Here is a 15,221-nt window from a genome sequence, read left to right as displayed (position 1 = left end):
AAAGGGAAAGTAATGGGTTCAGTATCCACACTCGCAGACTGAAAAAATGGTTTTTTAATAAATTTTTCATAGATTTGACATGAATTAGTTGTTAGTGGCTAAGTTCAATCTGAGGAAGCTCCGGGCCCCAACCTGGGGTTTCCTCTCTTTTTTTATCCTTTAAGTCTTTCCATCATGGCTTCAACGGTTGTTAGAAATTTATCTTTAACGGCCGGATCAGGACGGGTATCCCAGTTACCTTCGATGTGATTCCCACCTAACATGATGCCATCTCTTCTTGGAATAACATAAACGCCGGACATATTTGCCCTGTAGTTTAATTCCGGTTGTGGAATGAGAAAACACAGCTGACCTGAAACCGGAAGCATGTCTTCATCGCCAAATAGTTTCATGGATCCCAGTCCAGTGCAGTTTACGATGCATTTTTCTGGCAAGGAATCGACATCTTCCATTCGGTTAAATTCTTTTATTTCAAGCTTTCCTCCAGTTAATAAAAAATCATTGGTGAGCATTTTCAAGTAAGAAGGTATATTGAAAATGGTAGTAGGGTTTTTCGTGACATTTTTGAATTTAAATGGATTTTCTCTGCGGGATAGTGGTTCTCCTTTCGGGTAAAAATCCATTTCTTCAGTTATCAGGCCGTCTTTAAGTCGGGGAACTGCCGGTTTGGCCTGCGTTCTATCACCATTACCTGTTTTAATACTGTAATTATCCATCCAGTCTACCACCTGATTCAATCCCAACATTCGCTGATAGGTGTAATATGAATGGTAATAGGCCCTCTGAAATTTCTCTCGAAATTCTTCTGTTATTTTATCGTTGTCAATTAACTTATGCGAAGGAGACCAAGTGCCGGTTGCCATGGCAGAGGTCACGTTTGGGTAGACATCTTTGGTGTAAATGGTTACCTGATAGCCTTTTTTCTGTAGTGTCCTGGCAGTGGAGAGGCCCAATACCCCACAACCCATTACCCCGATTTTTTTTAAATTGGGATCGTTGGGGACCAATTCACAGGCAAGCATGGCGGAACCCCAGGATAAGGACCATCCGCTTCCACCATGACCATAATTGTGGATCAATAATTTATTACCCAGTTCCTGGGCTTCTATTCTGGGTCCAGATCGGCGAAAAGGCCTCAAACCGATGCTCTCTTTTATTACCCGCGAGGAAGAAACCTTGACCTCCGGCAATCGTACTTTCTTCAGGATTTCAAAGTTACCTTTATTGACCTGGGGGGCTGCCGCCATGCTACTGCTGAAACAGCCTGCTCCCAGGGCAGCAAGTCCCACTTTTCGAATAAAATCCCTTCTTGGCTCAATCATTTCAATGTGGTTAAAGTGGTAATCGGATTCGGTTGAAATGGGCTTATTGAAACGTTGTTGAGTTCGCTGGGTTTAATTTCATATCAATATTATCAAATAAATAAATCAAAATCAAAAATAAGGGTGATATTTTGATCATATTGGTGATTAATGTCATTAAATATTAGAAAAAAGGCTTTCAAAAACCCTGTGTTGACGAAGTATTCCTTTAATAGCAGTTGCAAAAACTCATTCAGGCAAGTCCATCAGCTGAAACCGGAATTTTTCACCAGGCCTTAATTGGGAAAGGGTTCCTATCGACCGCTGTGGTAGCTGTAATAGGCGGTGGTAACCACCCGTTACCTGAGCATCCAACATCAATACAATTAATTTTCCAGAGGAAGTTAATTGAACGGTACCTGGGTAAACAGGGGTCGTTATCATTTCCGGTAGTGAATGCGCAATTTTTTCTTCCAGATGGATCCCCATCCGGTTTTGCTCCCTGGAGAGGGTGAAGGTGCCGGATTTTAACCGGTGCTGTTGATCGGATGAAAGCAGGGAAAACGATGGGCCCCTATAGGCAGGTAGAGGGTCGGAATTTGAAACTACGCTTGATTTTACCTTTGCATGCAAAAGGGGTATGCTGTGTTCGGCAGCCTGATAATGAACTTCCTCTCCGGAATTTAACCTTCCCTTTTCGGTAATTCTCGGATAATAGCTTTGGCTACCCATAATGTTTTCGGAAAGAAAGGATCCATTGATAGCCAGGTAGGCCCATTGGCCATTTTTAAAACCGGAAAGGGTCAATTTTTCCGCTTTTTGCACCGGTATGATTTCATTGGTGAGATAGGACTTGCTTCCGCAGCTAATTTCTCCGGAGGCTCCGGTTAGAACCACCTGGCAGGTGCTGTCAAAGACCATTTCCAGGTTTCCCATATAGATTTCCAGGCAAGCATCAGCAGGGGACTTTCGCATTAAGTGATTGGCGAGCAAAAAAGATTGTTTGTCCATAGGTCCTGACAGGGGCACGCCTAATGCGGAATAGGCAGGCCTACCCAGATCCTGAATGGTGGTCAGAATACCTGATTTTTCTAATCTTAGCTTAGCCATTTTCCTCCCACTTTGTCCAGGAAAAATTTTCTTTTTGCTTTAACTGGTTAAAACGGGAAAGGGATATCGATTCGAATTGGATGGCATCTCCCGGACGAAACGGAACCCTTAACTCACCTTGACCAAAAAAGGGGATGGGCGTTTTGCCTACTTCGTACCATCCGCCTGGACTATCCATCGGATAAACGCCCGTTTGACTTCCGCCGATGGCCACCGAACCGCCAGGGATTTTTCGATCGGGAATGGCCTTCCTTGGAATATGAAGTCGCTCTTCCAGCCCCCCCAGGTACATAAATCCCGGTAAAAAACCGTAGAAATACAAGCGGTAGCTATTTTCTGTGTGCATTTCTACAAAATCCCCCCATTCAATAGACTTCTTATCAAGGTAGCGTTCGAGTGCCGGAACCAACTTTAAATCGTAGCAAACCGGAAGTTTCCATGTCCTGAATTCCGACGGATTATATCCGGGTTGAAAGTTTTCTTTCAGAATGGCATACACCTCGCTAATACGGGTTGCCAAATCCTGGCCTTCTATTAACACAATCCCCAGGACTTGATATCCATGATACATACGATGGATTTTACCGGTCCATTTTTCATGTAAAAATCGCTTAACGGCCAGGATCTCAAATAAAATAGGCTCACTGATTTTTTCCGGCCAGTGTATTTCCAGGATGTCGGGACTGATGGGAATTATCTGAACGGGATGATTCATAGCTTTTTGGTTTCGCCCATTTTTCGTGCTATTAAAGTTACGATTTCCACGGCCAAGGGATGGTCTCCATGGACACAGATCGTGTCTGCTTTGATGGGCAAGCAGGTTCCATCCACTGTCTTTACCTGCTGAGCTGCCAGAAAAAGGGAAACTTGTTGCTCTATTTCGAGTAACGTCATCAAAACAGCCTTCGGATCCTTCCTGCTCAACAATTGAACCGGGGATTGATAGCACCGGTCAGCAAAAACTTCGTAGGCAATCGGTACCTTTTTCCGATTGGCAGCCCTGGAAATGGCAGAGCCAAACGGTGCATAAATCATTTTACCTGGAAATTCCCGCTGTATGAATTGAGCCAATTTCTCCGCCAGAATGCCGTTGCTAAGGCTCTCCAGGTACAGGGCACCATGAAATTTAATGTGGTGCAAGGGTAGGTGCCATTCCTCTGCCGCTGATTTTACCGCATGAATCTGGGCCGAGAGGCTCTTTTCCAACCTTTCAAAATCAATTGCAAGGGGAACTCTGCCAAAATTTTCCCTGTCCGGATAGGAGGGGTGGGCACCCACGTTCACCAGGTGTTTTCTGGCCAATTTTACCGTTTTTCTTATACTCCCTTCGTCACCCGCATGGCCCCCACAAGCAATATTGCAACTCCCCAAAAAGGGCATGATTAATTCGTCGTTCTGCATGCCTTCACCCAAATCGCAGTTAATGTCCCAGGTTTTTACCATTACTCAAAAGGATTTTTGGATTATTTTATGGATTAATATTTCCATAGCCGTTGTGCTTTATAAAGGATCATTTTATCCGATTCTTCACAACATTTTTGATTTGATTTTCGTCTTGAAGGTAAAAATTAAGGTACAGATTATGAAATTTACGTTCAGCATAGTGATGGTATCCGCTTTGATATGGATTACTTCTTGTAGTCCGGTGCGGGTGTTTTTGGAGAAAAATGAAGTAGCTAGCATTGAAGATTATCAAACCTTTTTTGTAATCAATCAATATTATGACAAAGTAGCCTTTGAGTCCCCTGTATTGGAGGATAACCTTCAGTACAGGCTTACGGAAGGTATGAAATCATTTGGTTTTGAACAGGATATGGAAAAGCCGGATTTAATTGTACGGTATAATACCAACCTAACGGACCGACAGAAAGAGGTTAATTCCACACCCATGATGAGTCCATATTTCGGAATGGGCATGTACAATCCCTGGATGATGCCCTATGGATTCGGTAATAGCGGATTTAGAGTGGAAAATTACGATATGGGAGAGCTGGTGGTAGATTTTATTGACACCAGGCAGGATAAGGTGGTGATGCGGATCAGTGCCGTTGGGGAAATTACCAAACCCAAGCAAAAAAGCAAAAACCTCCAAACCTCTGTGGACAAAATTCTAAAGGAGTTTTCAAAAAAAATTCCCACCTAACCGCTATGCAAAGATTCAGTATTGTAAATCATAGGTAGCTTTGAGGTGTTGATAAACCTTGTGTACAGGGAGACCCATGACCGTATAATAGGAACCCTGGATGCTGCTGATTCCAATTAATCCGATCCAATCCTGGATTCCGTAGCCACCTGCTTTGTCAAATGGTTGATATTCTTTGATGTAGTAATCGATTTCAATGTCTTGAAGTGGAGCAATATCAACCCGGGTGCGGTCTGAAAAAACGATTTTATGTTGCAGGTCTCGGATGCACACACCGGTGATCACTTCGTGGGTTTTTCCCTGAAGAAGTTGGAGCATTTCCCGGGCCTCGCGCGCATTGGCTGGCTTATTGAAAATTCGGTTTTCATAGATAACAGTCGTGTCGGCGGTAATCAAAACTTCCTCATCATACAAGTATGGTAAGTAAGCGTCAGCCTTTTTTTCGGCAAGAAATTCAGCCACGACCATTGGATCAAGGTGTTCCGGAAAAGACTCATCCGCATTCAGGCTTCTGACGGTAAACGAAAGGCCCATTTCTTTCATTAACTGTTGTCTTCTCGGTGATTTTGATGCTAAGACGATTGTTTTGTTACTAATTTCCATAAGATATAATGATAAGCCGAAGGAACGCTTTCCCGTTATTTTATTATTTACAAAGCCGTTTTGACTCTTTCCGGGCAAGCCGGACAAAATTATTAAATCTTATTTGGAATAATTCAGTAAGTGGCTTCAAAAGAAAGAAGAAACCAAAAATCGGTGTAATTTTGCGGAAACCACTTAAAAATAGTAGTTTTGGAGGTTTGAATTCCAGAACAGAAGCTAATAGTTGAACATCAAAAGTATTTGCACATTGGATATATTTGAAAAATTGAACACCAACCTCGGTCCTTTGGGAAAGCATTCCGAGATATCAGAAGGGTACTTCACATTTCCAAAGCTAGAGGGAGAAATAGCTCCCCGAATGAAGTTTAAAGGAAAGGAAGTACTGACTTGGAGTTTGAATAATTATTTAGGGCTGGCCAACCATCCGGAGGTAAGAAAGGCAGATGAAGAGGCTGCCCGAAAATGGGGCGCCGCCTATCCCATGGGTGCTCGAATAATGTCTGGAAGTACGGACTTACACGAAAAGCTGGAAGATGAATTGGCTGAATTTGTAGGAAAGGAAAAGTCCTATTTGCTTAATTATGGCTATCAGGGAATCATGAGTGTGATCGATTCATTGATCGATCGCAAGGATGTGATCGTATATGATGGTGAATGCCATGCTTGCATCATCGATGCCCTTCGAATGCATATGGGCAAGCGTTTTGTGTTTCCACATAACGACATGGAAAGCCTGGATAAGCAATTGAAACGAGCGGAAAGGCTTACCAAAGAATCGGGCGGTGGCATTTTGGTCATTACTGAGGGAGTCTTTGGGATGACCGGGGATATGGGGAATCTCAAAGAAATTGTCCAATACAAGGAAAAATACCAATTTCGTTTATTGGTAGACGATGCACACGGCTTCGGAACCATGGGAAAGACGGGAGCCGGAAGCGGTGAAGAACAAGGCGTGCAAGAGCAGGTAGACCTTTATTTTTCTACTTTCGCCAAATCCATGGCAAGCATTGGCGCATTTATTGCTGGTGATGCTAAGGTAATTCATTATTTGAAATACAACATGCGTTCTCAAATATTTGCCAAAGCTTTGCCGTTAATAATGGTAGAGGGAGGATTGAAGCGACTGGAAATCCTCAGAACCCGACCTGAATTCAGGGAGAATTTGTGGAAAATTGTTCACGCTTTACAAGGTGGGCTGAAGGAAAAGGGCTTTAGTATCGGTTCGACCAATTCACCCGTAACTCCGGTAGTGCTCAATGGAACGGTAGGAGAGGCGGCAACGCTGAGTAAAGATTTAAGAGAGAACTACAATATTTTCTGCTCAGTAGTGATTTACCCTGTGGTTCCGAAAGGAATGATTATATTGCGGTTAATTCCTACAGCAGTGCATAGCCTGGAAGATGTGAAGGAAACGATCGCGGCATTTGAAGCCATAAAGGGTAAGTTAAGCAGTGGATTCTACAAGACCACCGAATTGGCAACTTCATTTGGTGAATAAAAGGAGAAAAAACCGCTTAAACTGTATATTTATAAACATTTTAACTATATTGAATCAAAAATTAATCTCATCATCAACCAAATTAACTTTTAATTATGAACAGATTTAGTGAAATCAAGGATCTTATCATGTCGCTGGAAGCTGATTTTGACAAATTTTACGATAAGAAAAATCAAGCAGCTGGTACAAGGGTAAGGAAAGGCATGCAGGATTTAAAAAATTTAGCTCAGGATATCCGTAAAGAGGTTCAAGACATCAAAAACTCTTAATCTGGTAAAAAAAAGGAACTCAATTTTGAGTTCCTTTTTTTTACCCTTTTAATGATTATTAATCCAGGTGGGGAGAATAGAAATGCCTGCTGTTGACATTGTTTGCAGCCAGATCAATTCTGCTTTTCAAATCTTCAGAAGCCCTAAGGAGTGGGAGTCTTACATAATCGCTACAAAGGCCCAGCTTTTCCATGAGACATTTTACACCTACAGGATTGCTTTCTTCGTACATCAGTGGATTTATCTCCAGTAAACTAAACGTCCCCTTCTTTGAGTAAGAAGCGTTTCCATGGATAATGGATCCAATTATCTCGGGATAGGCATTCGCTAGAACGGAAATCACCCCTTCAGCACCGATACTTCGCATAAAAATAGTGGTCATGTCATCACCGGATAATAATAAAAAGTCCTCCGGCTTGTTTTTCGCAATGCGCATGCATTGATCCAGATTTCCACTTGCTTCTTTGATACCTATTATATTAGGATGTTTCGCGAGACGAAGCGTAGTTTTGTAGTTTATGTTTGACATGGTCCTTCCCGGCACATTGTAGAGAATTACCGGAACAGGACAATGATCTGCAATGGCCTCGTAGTGAGCGGCGATCCCTTCTTGACTGGGTTTATTATAATACGGACTAACGGATAATATGGCATCAATTTCTGAGAAATCGATTGCATTCATGGTATCTAAAATGGCCTGCGTATTATTACCCCCTAATCCATAAACAATTGGAAGCCTTTGTCGGTTTATTTTTTTGATAAAGCGAAGGACTTCCGATTTTTCTGTTTCCGACAGCGTAGCCGATTCTCCTGTTGTGCCCTGAACGACCAGGTATTCTACGTTCCCGTGAATAACGTGTTCGATCACCCGCTCCAAAGCAGGATAATCAATGGAACCATCCTCCGTAAAAGGAGTTACCAACGCGACGCCGGTACCTTTAAACTTTTTCATTATGCTAGTTGATCTGCTTTAAATACTTAATCAATGATGCCGTACCCGATTGTATATCTTTTTTTTCTTCACTTAGCATCAGATCCAGATAAGGTTTCAATTCCTCGCTAAAAAAACCCATACTGTAAGATGCTGATTGTAATTGAAGCAGATAGAGGGTAAAGTAATTCAGCTTTTCAGAGGTAAAAATAATCAAATCTGGTCGAAGGGAAAGTAATTGGTTTAGTTTTTCTCCCGGTTTTCCAATTAGTGTGAAATCTTTGTAGGAAAATGCCTGTTGATCCTCCGATTTTTCATCGTAGTAATTACCCAGAATTTTAATATCCTTATTCAAGTCCCGGTGAATAACTTCCGATATCTGCTCAATTTCATCTTTATTATTCCCTAATATCGCGATCGTTTTAATATTTTCTATATGCAATAAGATGGACTTTTGGGCCTTCTTTTTCTTTGGCTTTTCCAAAGCATTCTTCACAAAATATTCCCTAATCCATTTCATTATTTTCTTTTAGACTTTTATGATGTTTTACAAATTTCAAGAAACGCTTCTTCTGTGATCAACGGAATTCCCAGCTTTAGCGCTTTTTCTTTTTTACTAGGTCCCATTTCTTCTCCCTCAACGATAAAATCCAAATTTTTGGATACCGATTTCACGTAACTGCCACCATGGGACTCGATAAAATCGATGATTTCATCCCTTTTAAAATGGATTAATCGTCCAGAGGCCAGGATTTTCTTTCCTTCCAATGCCCTGCTTACCAGACGCATTTCCGATTCTTCCAACTCAAACTGAAGTCCTTTTTCCTTCAATCGTCGGATAATTTCACCATTTTTTTCATTATTGAAAAACTCACGGATACTATTAACCAGGGTTTCTCCCACACCATTGATATCCAGAAGATCCTGATCAGAAGCATTCATTAGATGAGTGATGCTTTTGAAGTGCTTTGCCAATAAGACGGCTGTATTTTCCCCGATATTCCGAATACCCAGGGCGAATAATACTTTTGGAAAAGGTTGGCTTAGGGATACCCGGATGCCTTCCATCATATTAGTTACCACTCCTTCCTGAAAAGTATTCCCTTTAAGCTTATTGATTTGATCCTCCGCTGCCTCCGGAATTTCAAGTTTTCCCTGGATTAGCAGATCATGTAAACTGCTCCTGTTTTTTGATTGGGCGATGAGGTTCGTTAAGTTGGCTTTTCCTTCCGGTAGGATGCTTGCCAGGACAAAGGCAACAGGCACAAAATCCGGCACAGAATCAAAATCCTGATTTCTTACCAAATCAATCAGTTTTTGTAGCCTCAAGGCATTTTCTTTTCCTCTTCCAGGTTTGACTTTCTCCCTTTCGGCAAAATTCAAAAGCTTATCGAGCTGATTCAAGGAAGTATTCTGATCGAGAAATCCTTCAATATCTTTTAAGGTAACCTGTTGGACCAGGGCATACAGGGCTTTTTTTATGCTGACCAGCAAATACCCGTCGCTACTTTTCGAATACTGTTCCTCCGAAATTTCGAGACCAAGCAGTTCCCGTTTTTTATCGGGCAGGTCATAAATATCGGCGGGATTGGACACGTAGCCCTGCTGGATCAATGCACGTAAACGCTCGGTGCCTAAGGAATCAATATCCATGGCCCTTTTAGATACAAAGTGTTCGATTCTACCCAAAATTTGCGGGGGACATCCGTCTTCGTTGGGACAAAAATGTTTCGCTTCTCCTTCCTTTCTTTCCAATGACGTTCCACATTCGGGGCAGGTATCGATATAGCTGATGGGAATGCTGTCTTTAGACCTTCTTTCCTGTACAACGCCGGTGATTTTGGGTATTATTTCGCCTCCTTTTTCTACCAGCACCACGTCGCCTTCATGCAAATCCAATCGTAAAATTTCATTGGCATTGTGCAGGGAAGCTCTTTTGACAATGGTCCCTGCCAGCGAAACGGGAGAGAGATTAGCTACCGGCGTAATGGCTCCTGTTCTCCCAACCTGATAAGTGACCGAAAGCAAGGTAGCTTCTGCACTTTCGGCTTTGTATTTGAATGCAATAGCCCATCTGGGAATTTTAGCCGTAAAGCCCAGCTCTTCCTGTTGCCGGTAATCATTGACCTTGATGACCACTCCATCGGTTTCTACCGGTAGTTGCTGTCGCTTGTCTCGCCACTCTTCAATGTAGTCCATTACTTCCTCCAGGCCAGCGCATTTCCTAAACGTAGGGGAGACATTAAAGCCCCAGTTGATTAAGTTGGCAATGGCTTCTTCATGCTTTATCATGGGAAGTTCATCCGCTATCAACTGATAGAGGTAGCAGTTCAGCCTTCTCTTTGCTACAATGGACGAATCCTGCATTTTCAGGGTTCCGGAGGCAGCATTCCTGGGATTAGCCAGTGGGTTTTCTCCCCGGCTTATTCGCTCCTCATTGATCTTATCAAAAACGTTCCTGGAAAGAAAAATTTCACCCCGGACTTCAAAGTAGGGGGGAAGGGAATTCTTATTTTTTATTACCAAGGGGATGGAGCGAATGGTTTTGACGTTTTCCGTCACCACATCTCCTTTGTATCCATCTCCCCGGGTGACGGCTCGTACCAGAAGGCCATTTTCATAAACCAGACTGATGGCCACTCCGTCGAATTTCAACTCACACAGGTACTCAAAATTCCGATGTCCCAGCCCTTTCGCCACCCGCTCATCGAAGGCAACCAACTCTTCCTTGGAGTACGTGTTTCCCAATGACAACATGCGTACTGCATGTATGGCAGTTTCAAAGTTTTTTGTAATCGTACCTCCTACGCGCTGGGTAGGACTATCTGGTTGTTTTAACTCCGGATAAAGCGACTCCAAAAAAACAAGTTTTTCCAACAACTGATCAAACTCAAAATCACTGATTTCGGAACGGTCTTCCTGATAATACAAATGATTGTGATGATTGATCGTCTCCGCCAATGCGGCAATCTGTTTTTCTGCCTCTTCTTTGGGTGGTTTGTTCATGAAAAAAAGGTCCGATTATCTTCCGGCAAATGTACTATTTTTGGATTACATACCATGTACCGCAAACGTAATTCCAGGAAAGTTTAACTGATTTAATTCCTGCATTAATCTTCTGCCTGGTCTTCTTCCAGAAATGAATTTCTTATCTCCTCCTCGGTTACCTTCAATTTTTTCCGGCAGGTTTTGACCAGGGAACCAGCCTCCCGAACCAAACGGGTAAGCTCGTCCATGCCCAAATCCTGTTCCTCCAGTAGGGCCACGATTGTTTCCAGTCTTGAAAGTGCCTCGTCGTAGGAGAGGTTTTCCGTGGTATCACTCATTTTTCTCTATTTTTTTGATTTCAGATGCAATAATGTTTTGCTGACTAAATGTAACGATTTTATCTCCTGGTTTTAGATCGGTTCGATGTATGGGCACACCGTTTTTTTCCGTCCGGGTATAGCCTCTTGCCAGCAGGAACTCCGGGTTCGCACGCTGTATGGCTTTCTCATGTTGCTCCAACTTGCTTTGTTCTTTTTGAATACCCAAAAGGCTGGCTCTTTTTAAAGATTGCTGCCGGGTATCCACCTTTAAGGACATTTTTTCCAAAGCATGTAGTGAAAGCCGCTGGGTTTGCCGGGAAAAATGATCCAGGTTGTTTTTCTTTTCGGAAATTTTTCCCTGAAAGAGGCTTTTTAGCAAATGGACTTTTCCCAGCAGGCTGTCAGAACTCTTCTTCAAGGTCTTTTGGGCATATCTTTCGACGAAAAGCAGTTGGCGACGAAGCATGTCCTCGTATTCCTGAAATCCCGACAATATGAAGCTAGCAACAGCAGTAGGTGTTTTCAATCGCGTATGCGCTACCATATCGGCTATGGATTCATCTCTCTCGTGTCCGATTCCTGTGACAATGGGTAGGGCCGCGTTAGCGATGGCTTTCGCCAGTTCATAATCGTCAAAGCAGTCCAGATCGGTTTGAGCACCACCACCACGGATAAGGACTAGCAGGTCAAAAGGAGCTTTCATTTGCTGCGCTTCAACCTGCTGTATACACTGAATGATTTCTTTGGCGGCTTCCTTTCCCTGCATGGATGCCTGAAAAAAGCGATAGTGTACCTGGTATCCGTTAGCATTTTGTTCCAGCTGGTTCACAAAATCTCCGTAACCCGCCGCTGTCACGGAGCTTATTATGGCGATTTTCTGGCTTACTTTTGGAAGAACGAATTGCTTATTTAGATTCAATAGTCCTTCCGATTTCAACTGATCCAGTATTTCCTGCCTTCGCCGGGCCCGTTCCCCCAGGGAAAAATTTGGATCGATATCCTTTATCACCAGGCTTATTCCATAGAGCTCATGGAACTGAACCGTTACCAGTGCCAATATTTTCATACCGCTTTTTAAACGTGTATTCGTGGCCGCTTCAAATTTTCTTTTAATCGCCTGATAGGTGTAAGACCAGATATTTCCCCGAATTTTTGCCAAAATACCCCCTTCGGATTTTTCAATAAGGTCCAGGTAGGCATGCCCTTTCACAGCTTCCCTCAATTCGCCAATTTCGGCAATCACCCAATAAGTTGGAGAAAGGGTCGTGTCCAGGGTGTTTTTTATCAGCTCATTTAATGCTATTAATGATATTGCCTGCTGCATGGTACAAATAAACGAAAAATTACCGGGTATAAACCAAAAAAACCGGCTCATTGCCGGTTCTTAAGGTAGTTTACCATCCCTTGTAAAAAGGTGGTGTCGTTGGTTTATTACTTGTAGTTGGCTTATTCCCGTGGGTTTTTCTCCCTGTTCCTCCGCTGCATCCGATATATATGGCGCGTAAAATCTCGATTTGCCTCGTTTAACTGCAAAGCTTGTACCGGAGTTAAAGCTACCGACACTTTTTCCATAAATTCTTTTTCCTGATTCAGCAATTCTTGTTGCAAGGAAAAGCGCTGCTCAATCATTTGACTCGCTTCGGCATTACTGATCGACTCCTCTTCACCTTTTTTGGATATACCGCGCAAATCCCACATCAGTTCTTCCCTGCTTTCCTGATATTCATTAAACAGCGGCCAGAATCGCTCTGCTTGATCCGGAGTCAGCGAAAGTCGATTAGTAATAAAAGCTACTCTTGCGGCATCCAGCTTTTCTCTATCTATACTTCTTTCCCGCTGCCCGTATCCGTTTAGGCTAAACCCAACTAGAAGGACTATAATGATCCATTTTTTCATGTGTTTATAATTGTCTTTTAGTGGTCACATTGCCTGTCCCGATACCAAATCGGGAGAATCTTTGACGATTAAAATAATCATTGCCCTGTGTGTTTAATGATGATTTTAATCGTGTCGATTTCATATCAATACAAAATTTCATTCAACAACAATTCTTCCCCCTCTTCACCAAGTTGGTAATTCCATTCTTCTTCTGCAATTGCATCCAGCAAATCATTCGGATTTTCTGCCAATAGCAGCACATCTTCTTCGTTCCAAGCTCCCGTACTGATGTAATATTCCACATCTTCATTGATCTCAGCTTGATAATTTACCCATTCAATCTCAGTGGAACGAACCATCAGAAAGAAAAAACCAATGATGCAAACAGCCGCTGCTGCGACCCCACTAAGGTAGAATTGTTTGATCCGTTGTTTCCTTTTTGACAGGATTTTATCTGGAAGACTTTCAAAGTAGTTTTCCGGAACCTTATGTATTGTTTCTTTTGGAAATTTGCTCATACTACGTTTTAGACAGAATTATTATCCAAAGGTTTACTCCTCCTTCAGAATTTCTTCAAGTTTTTTTACAGCATGATGATAACTCGCTTTCAGGCCACCTACACTGGTTTGGGTCATCTTGCTGATTTCCTCATAAGGAAGTTCTTCGAAGTACCTCAAATTAAACACCAATCGTTGTTTCTCCGGTAAGCGAATAATGGCTTTCTGTAGTTTCCGCTGGATTTCATCGCCATCTACTAAAGGGGATTTGTCCAGGTAGCTCTCCATTACTTCGTGATGATCCTCCATTGAAAAAAAAGTCCATCTTTTTTTCTTTTCCAGGAAATTCAGACTCTCGTTTACGGCAATTCGATAAATCCAGGTAAACAAGGAGGATTTGTGATTGAATTTATGGATGTTTTTAAATGCTTTGATAAAGGTATTCTGAACCACATCATCGGCGTCTTCATGGATGATGACCATTTTTCGAACCAGGCCATAAACTCGTTTCTGATAGGTTTCGATAAGCACCCGATACCCTTTGTCCCGGGTTTCTGGGGTTTTTATCATCTCTAAAAGTTTTGCATCTATTAAGGGTACCATTCAGAAAGTTAGACCGCGTAAAGACAGGTAAGTTTAATGGCCTATGGAATATCCATCGATTTTTACGCTAGTAGTAGAAGTGCCCTCATTTATCCAGGCTATTTGGGTCTCCAGATCTTACTATTAGTCAGTTCCTCCTGAGTTGCCATCCCTTTTTGTCAGTGGATTTCCTCGCAAAAAATCTGCAATCCCCATTCGTTTCTTTCCTTCCAACTGCAGTTCATGAACGGCTACCATTCCCTTCCCCGTTTGAAAATGAAGGTAGGATTGGTTATCGGTAGCGTATTCCCCGGGGTTCAGATCCGAATCTTTTTGCAGGACCTCACTTTCGAAAATTTTGCATGTTTTGGAACCGATTTTGCACCAGGCAGCGGGATAGGGGGATAGGCCTCTGATCAGGTTGTGTATTTCGCCTGCGGGCTGCTTCCAGTTTATTTCACAGGTTTCACGGTAAATTTTTGGTGCGTGATGCAGGGATTTGGAGTGATCTTGACTTTTAGGATTCACCTTATCCAATGCGATGGCTTCTACCGTTTTCAGGACGAGTTTGGCCCCCGTTTGCATCAGTTTATCGTGCAGACTACCGGCATTGTCTTCCGGTATGATGGGTTCTTCTTCCTGAAAAAGAATGTTTCCGGTATCAATTTCTTGTTGCAAAAAGAAAGTGGTGACACCCGTTTTACTTTCCCCATTGATCAAGGCCCAATTGATCGGTGCGGCTCCTCTGTAATCCGGCAGCAGGGAAGCATGAAGATTAAACGTTCCCAGAGGAGGCATGGACCAAACTACCTCCGGGAGCATTCGAAATGCCACCACTACCTGAAGGTCGGCCCGGAATTGTTTCAACCTTTCCAGAAATTGCTCATTCTTTAAGTTGGGTGGCTGAAGTACGGGTATGTGGTGCTCCTCTGCCAGGAGCTTGACCGGTGAGGATTTAGGTTTTCTTCCTCTTCCCTGAGGCTTATCCAAGGCGGTGATGACCGCCACAATGTTCCACCCTTCCTTGATCAGTAGTTCCAGCGGGGCTACCGCAAAGTCGGGTGTGCCCATGTAGATAATGCGAAGCGCTTTTTTCATATC

17 protein-coding genes are annotated in these 15,221 nt (G+C 42.8%); 3 read left to right on the top strand and 14 right to left on the bottom strand.

The features are described 5' to 3' along the window. Positions 1-152: 152 nt before the first annotated feature. The 4 genes from GJQ68_RS02390 to GJQ68_RS02375 form a co-directional block, all read right to left on the bottom strand. Positions 153-1,322 (bottom strand): FAD-dependent oxidoreductase, encoded by a 1,170-nt coding sequence (locus GJQ68_RS02390; RefSeq protein ID WP_162415680.1) that lies wholly within the window; start codon positions 1,320-1,322, stop codon positions 153-155. Between the two features lie 228 nt (positions 1,323-1,550). Further along, the gene (locus GJQ68_RS02385) at positions 1,551-2,411 is read right to left on the bottom strand and encodes a 5-oxoprolinase subunit C family protein (protein ID WP_162415679.1); all 861 of its coding nucleotides are present in this window, start codon (positions 2,409-2,411) and stop codon (positions 1,551-1,553) included. Then, positions 2,404-3,126, bottom strand: coding sequence for a 5-oxoprolinase subunit B family protein (locus GJQ68_RS02380; RefSeq protein WP_162415678.1), 723 nt, complete (start codon positions 3,124-3,126; stop codon positions 2,404-2,406). The genes GJQ68_RS02385 and GJQ68_RS02380 overlap by 8 nt, the downstream gene beginning before the upstream one ends. Next, positions 3,123-3,854 (bottom strand): LamB/YcsF family protein, encoded by a 732-nt coding sequence (locus tag GJQ68_RS02375; RefSeq protein ID WP_162415677.1) that lies wholly within the window; start codon positions 3,852-3,854, stop codon positions 3,123-3,125. The genes GJQ68_RS02380 and GJQ68_RS02375 overlap by 4 nt, the downstream gene beginning before the upstream one ends. A gap of 139 nt (positions 3,855-3,993) precedes the next feature. Between GJQ68_RS02375 and GJQ68_RS02370 the strand changes: the two genes are divergently transcribed. Next, positions 3,994-4,554, top strand: a complete 561-nt coding sequence (locus GJQ68_RS02370; RefSeq protein WP_162415676.1) for a DUF4136 domain-containing protein — start codon at positions 3,994-3,996, stop codon at positions 4,552-4,554. A 15-nt stretch (positions 4,555-4,569) separates the two neighbouring features. Here GJQ68_RS02370 and GJQ68_RS02365 read toward each other — a convergent pair whose 3' ends face one another. Further along, entirely contained in the window at positions 4,570-5,157 is a 588-nt protein-coding gene (locus GJQ68_RS02365; protein ID WP_162415675.1) for a Maf family nucleotide pyrophosphatase, read from the bottom strand. Positions 5,158-5,404: 247 nt separating this feature from the next. On the opposite strand from GJQ68_RS02365, the gene GJQ68_RS02360 reads away from it, so the two are divergent. Then, a complete protein-coding gene (locus GJQ68_RS02360) occupies positions 5,405-6,655 on the top strand; it encodes an aminotransferase class I/II-fold pyridoxal phosphate-dependent enzyme (RefSeq protein WP_162415674.1) in 1,251 nt (416 codons plus the stop codon). 95 nt (positions 6,656-6,750) lie between these two features. Further along, positions 6,751-6,924, top strand: coding sequence for a histone H1 (locus GJQ68_RS02355; RefSeq protein ID WP_202927860.1), 174 nt, complete (start codon positions 6,751-6,753; stop codon positions 6,922-6,924). 58 nt (positions 6,925-6,982) lie between these two features. Here GJQ68_RS02355 and dapA read toward each other — a convergent pair whose 3' ends face one another. The 9 genes from dapA to fmt form a co-directional block, all read right to left on the bottom strand. Continuing rightward, positions 6,983-7,876 (bottom strand): 4-hydroxy-tetrahydrodipicolinate synthase, encoded by an 894-nt coding sequence (dapA, locus tag GJQ68_RS02350; RefSeq protein WP_162415673.1) that lies wholly within the window; start codon positions 7,874-7,876, stop codon positions 6,983-6,985. A gap of 4 nt (positions 7,877-7,880) precedes the next feature. Beyond that, the gene (locus GJQ68_RS02345; RefSeq protein ID WP_162415672.1) at positions 7,881-8,375 is read right to left on the bottom strand and encodes a DUF6913 domain-containing protein; all 495 of its coding nucleotides are present in this window, start codon (positions 8,373-8,375) and stop codon (positions 7,881-7,883) included. Positions 8,376-8,392: 17 nt separating this feature from the next. Then, positions 8,393-10,861, bottom strand: coding sequence for an NAD-dependent DNA ligase LigA (gene ligA, locus GJQ68_RS02340; RefSeq protein ID WP_162415671.1), 2,469 nt, complete (start codon positions 10,859-10,861; stop codon positions 8,393-8,395). A gap of 104 nt (positions 10,862-10,965) precedes the next feature. Further along, positions 10,966-11,181 (bottom strand): exodeoxyribonuclease VII small subunit, encoded by a 216-nt coding sequence (xseB, locus tag GJQ68_RS02335; protein ID WP_162415670.1) that lies wholly within the window; start codon positions 11,179-11,181, stop codon positions 10,966-10,968. Then, positions 11,174-12,487 (bottom strand): exodeoxyribonuclease VII large subunit, encoded by a 1,314-nt coding sequence (xseA, locus tag GJQ68_RS02330; protein ID WP_162415669.1) that lies wholly within the window; start codon positions 12,485-12,487, stop codon positions 11,174-11,176. The genes xseB and xseA overlap by 8 nt, the downstream gene beginning before the upstream one ends. 122 nt (positions 12,488-12,609) lie before the next feature. Continuing rightward, positions 12,610-13,059 (bottom strand): Spy/CpxP family protein refolding chaperone, encoded by a 450-nt coding sequence (locus tag GJQ68_RS02325; RefSeq protein ID WP_162415668.1) that lies wholly within the window; start codon positions 13,057-13,059, stop codon positions 12,610-12,612. A 125-nt stretch (positions 13,060-13,184) separates the two neighbouring features. Continuing rightward, positions 13,185-13,559 (bottom strand): hypothetical protein, encoded by a 375-nt coding sequence (locus tag GJQ68_RS02320; RefSeq protein WP_162339488.1) that lies wholly within the window; start codon positions 13,557-13,559, stop codon positions 13,185-13,187. Between the two features lie 33 nt (positions 13,560-13,592). Next, the gene (locus tag GJQ68_RS02315; RefSeq protein ID WP_162415667.1) at positions 13,593-14,141 is read right to left on the bottom strand and encodes an RNA polymerase sigma factor; all 549 of its coding nucleotides are present in this window, start codon (positions 14,139-14,141) and stop codon (positions 13,593-13,595) included. A 123-nt stretch (positions 14,142-14,264) separates the two neighbouring features. Continuing rightward, positions 14,265-15,218 (bottom strand): methionyl-tRNA formyltransferase, encoded by a 954-nt coding sequence (gene fmt, locus GJQ68_RS02310; protein WP_162415666.1) that lies wholly within the window; start codon positions 15,216-15,218, stop codon positions 14,265-14,267. Positions 15,219-15,221: the final 3 nt, after the last annotated feature.

Source organism: Cyclobacterium roseum, assembly GCF_010119225.1.
GTDB lineage: Bacteria > Bacteroidota > Bacteroidia > Cytophagales > Cyclobacteriaceae > Cyclobacterium > Cyclobacterium roseum.
This window is presented reverse-complemented; position numbering and strand designations above follow the sequence as displayed.

What these genes read in the sequence shown, in the direction of transcription:
- GJQ68_RS02390 (WP_162415680.1), bottom strand. Translation starts at nt 1,322, where the DNA reads ATGATTGAGCCAAGAAGGGATTTTATTCGAAAAGTGGGACTTGCTGCC.
- GJQ68_RS02385 (WP_162415679.1), bottom strand. Translation starts at nt 2,411, where the DNA reads ATGGCTAAGCTAAGATTAGAAAAATCAGGTATTCTGACCACCATTCAG.
- GJQ68_RS02380 (WP_162415678.1), bottom strand. Translation starts at nt 3,126, where the DNA reads ATGAATCATCCCGTTCAGATAATTCCCATCAGTCCCGACATCCTGGAA.
- GJQ68_RS02375 (WP_162415677.1), bottom strand. Translation starts at nt 3,854, where the DNA reads ATGGTAAAAACCTGGGACATTAACTGCGATTTGGGTGAAGGCATGCAG.
- GJQ68_RS02370 (WP_162415676.1), top strand. Translation starts at nt 3,994, where the DNA reads ATGAAATTTACGTTCAGCATAGTGATGGTATCCGCTTTGATATGGATT.
- GJQ68_RS02365 (WP_162415675.1), bottom strand. Translation starts at nt 5,157, where the DNA reads ATGGAAATTAGTAACAAAACAATCGTCTTAGCATCAAAATCACCGAGA.
- GJQ68_RS02355 (WP_202927860.1), top strand. Translation starts at nt 6,751, where the DNA reads ATGAACAGATTTAGTGAAATCAAGGATCTTATCATGTCGCTGGAAGCT.
- dapA (WP_162415673.1), bottom strand. Translation starts at nt 7,876, where the DNA reads ATGAAAAAGTTTAAAGGTACCGGCGTCGCGTTGGTAACTCCTTTTACG.
- GJQ68_RS02345 (WP_162415672.1), bottom strand. Translation starts at nt 8,375, where the DNA reads ATGAAATGGATTAGGGAATATTTTGTGAAGAATGCTTTGGAAAAGCCA.
- ligA (WP_162415671.1), bottom strand. Translation starts at nt 10,861, where the DNA reads ATGAACAAACCACCCAAAGAAGAGGCAGAAAAACAGATTGCCGCATTG.
- xseB (WP_162415670.1), bottom strand. Translation starts at nt 11,181, where the DNA reads ATGAGTGATACCACGGAAAACCTCTCCTACGACGAGGCACTTTCAAGA.
- xseA (WP_162415669.1), bottom strand. Translation starts at nt 12,487, where the DNA reads ATGCAGCAGGCAATATCATTAATAGCATTAAATGAGCTGATAAAAAAC.
- GJQ68_RS02325 (WP_162415668.1), bottom strand. Translation starts at nt 13,059, where the DNA reads ATGAAAAAATGGATCATTATAGTCCTTCTAGTTGGGTTTAGCCTAAAC.
- GJQ68_RS02320 (WP_162339488.1), bottom strand. Translation starts at nt 13,559, where the DNA reads ATGAGCAAATTTCCAAAAGAAACAATACATAAGGTTCCGGAAAACTAC.
- GJQ68_RS02315 (WP_162415667.1), bottom strand. Translation starts at nt 14,141, where the DNA reads ATGGTACCCTTAATAGATGCAAAACTTTTAGAGATGATAAAAACCCCA.
- fmt (WP_162415666.1), bottom strand. Translation starts at nt 15,218, where the DNA reads ATGAAAAAAGCGCTTCGCATTATCTACATGGGCACACCCGACTTTGCG.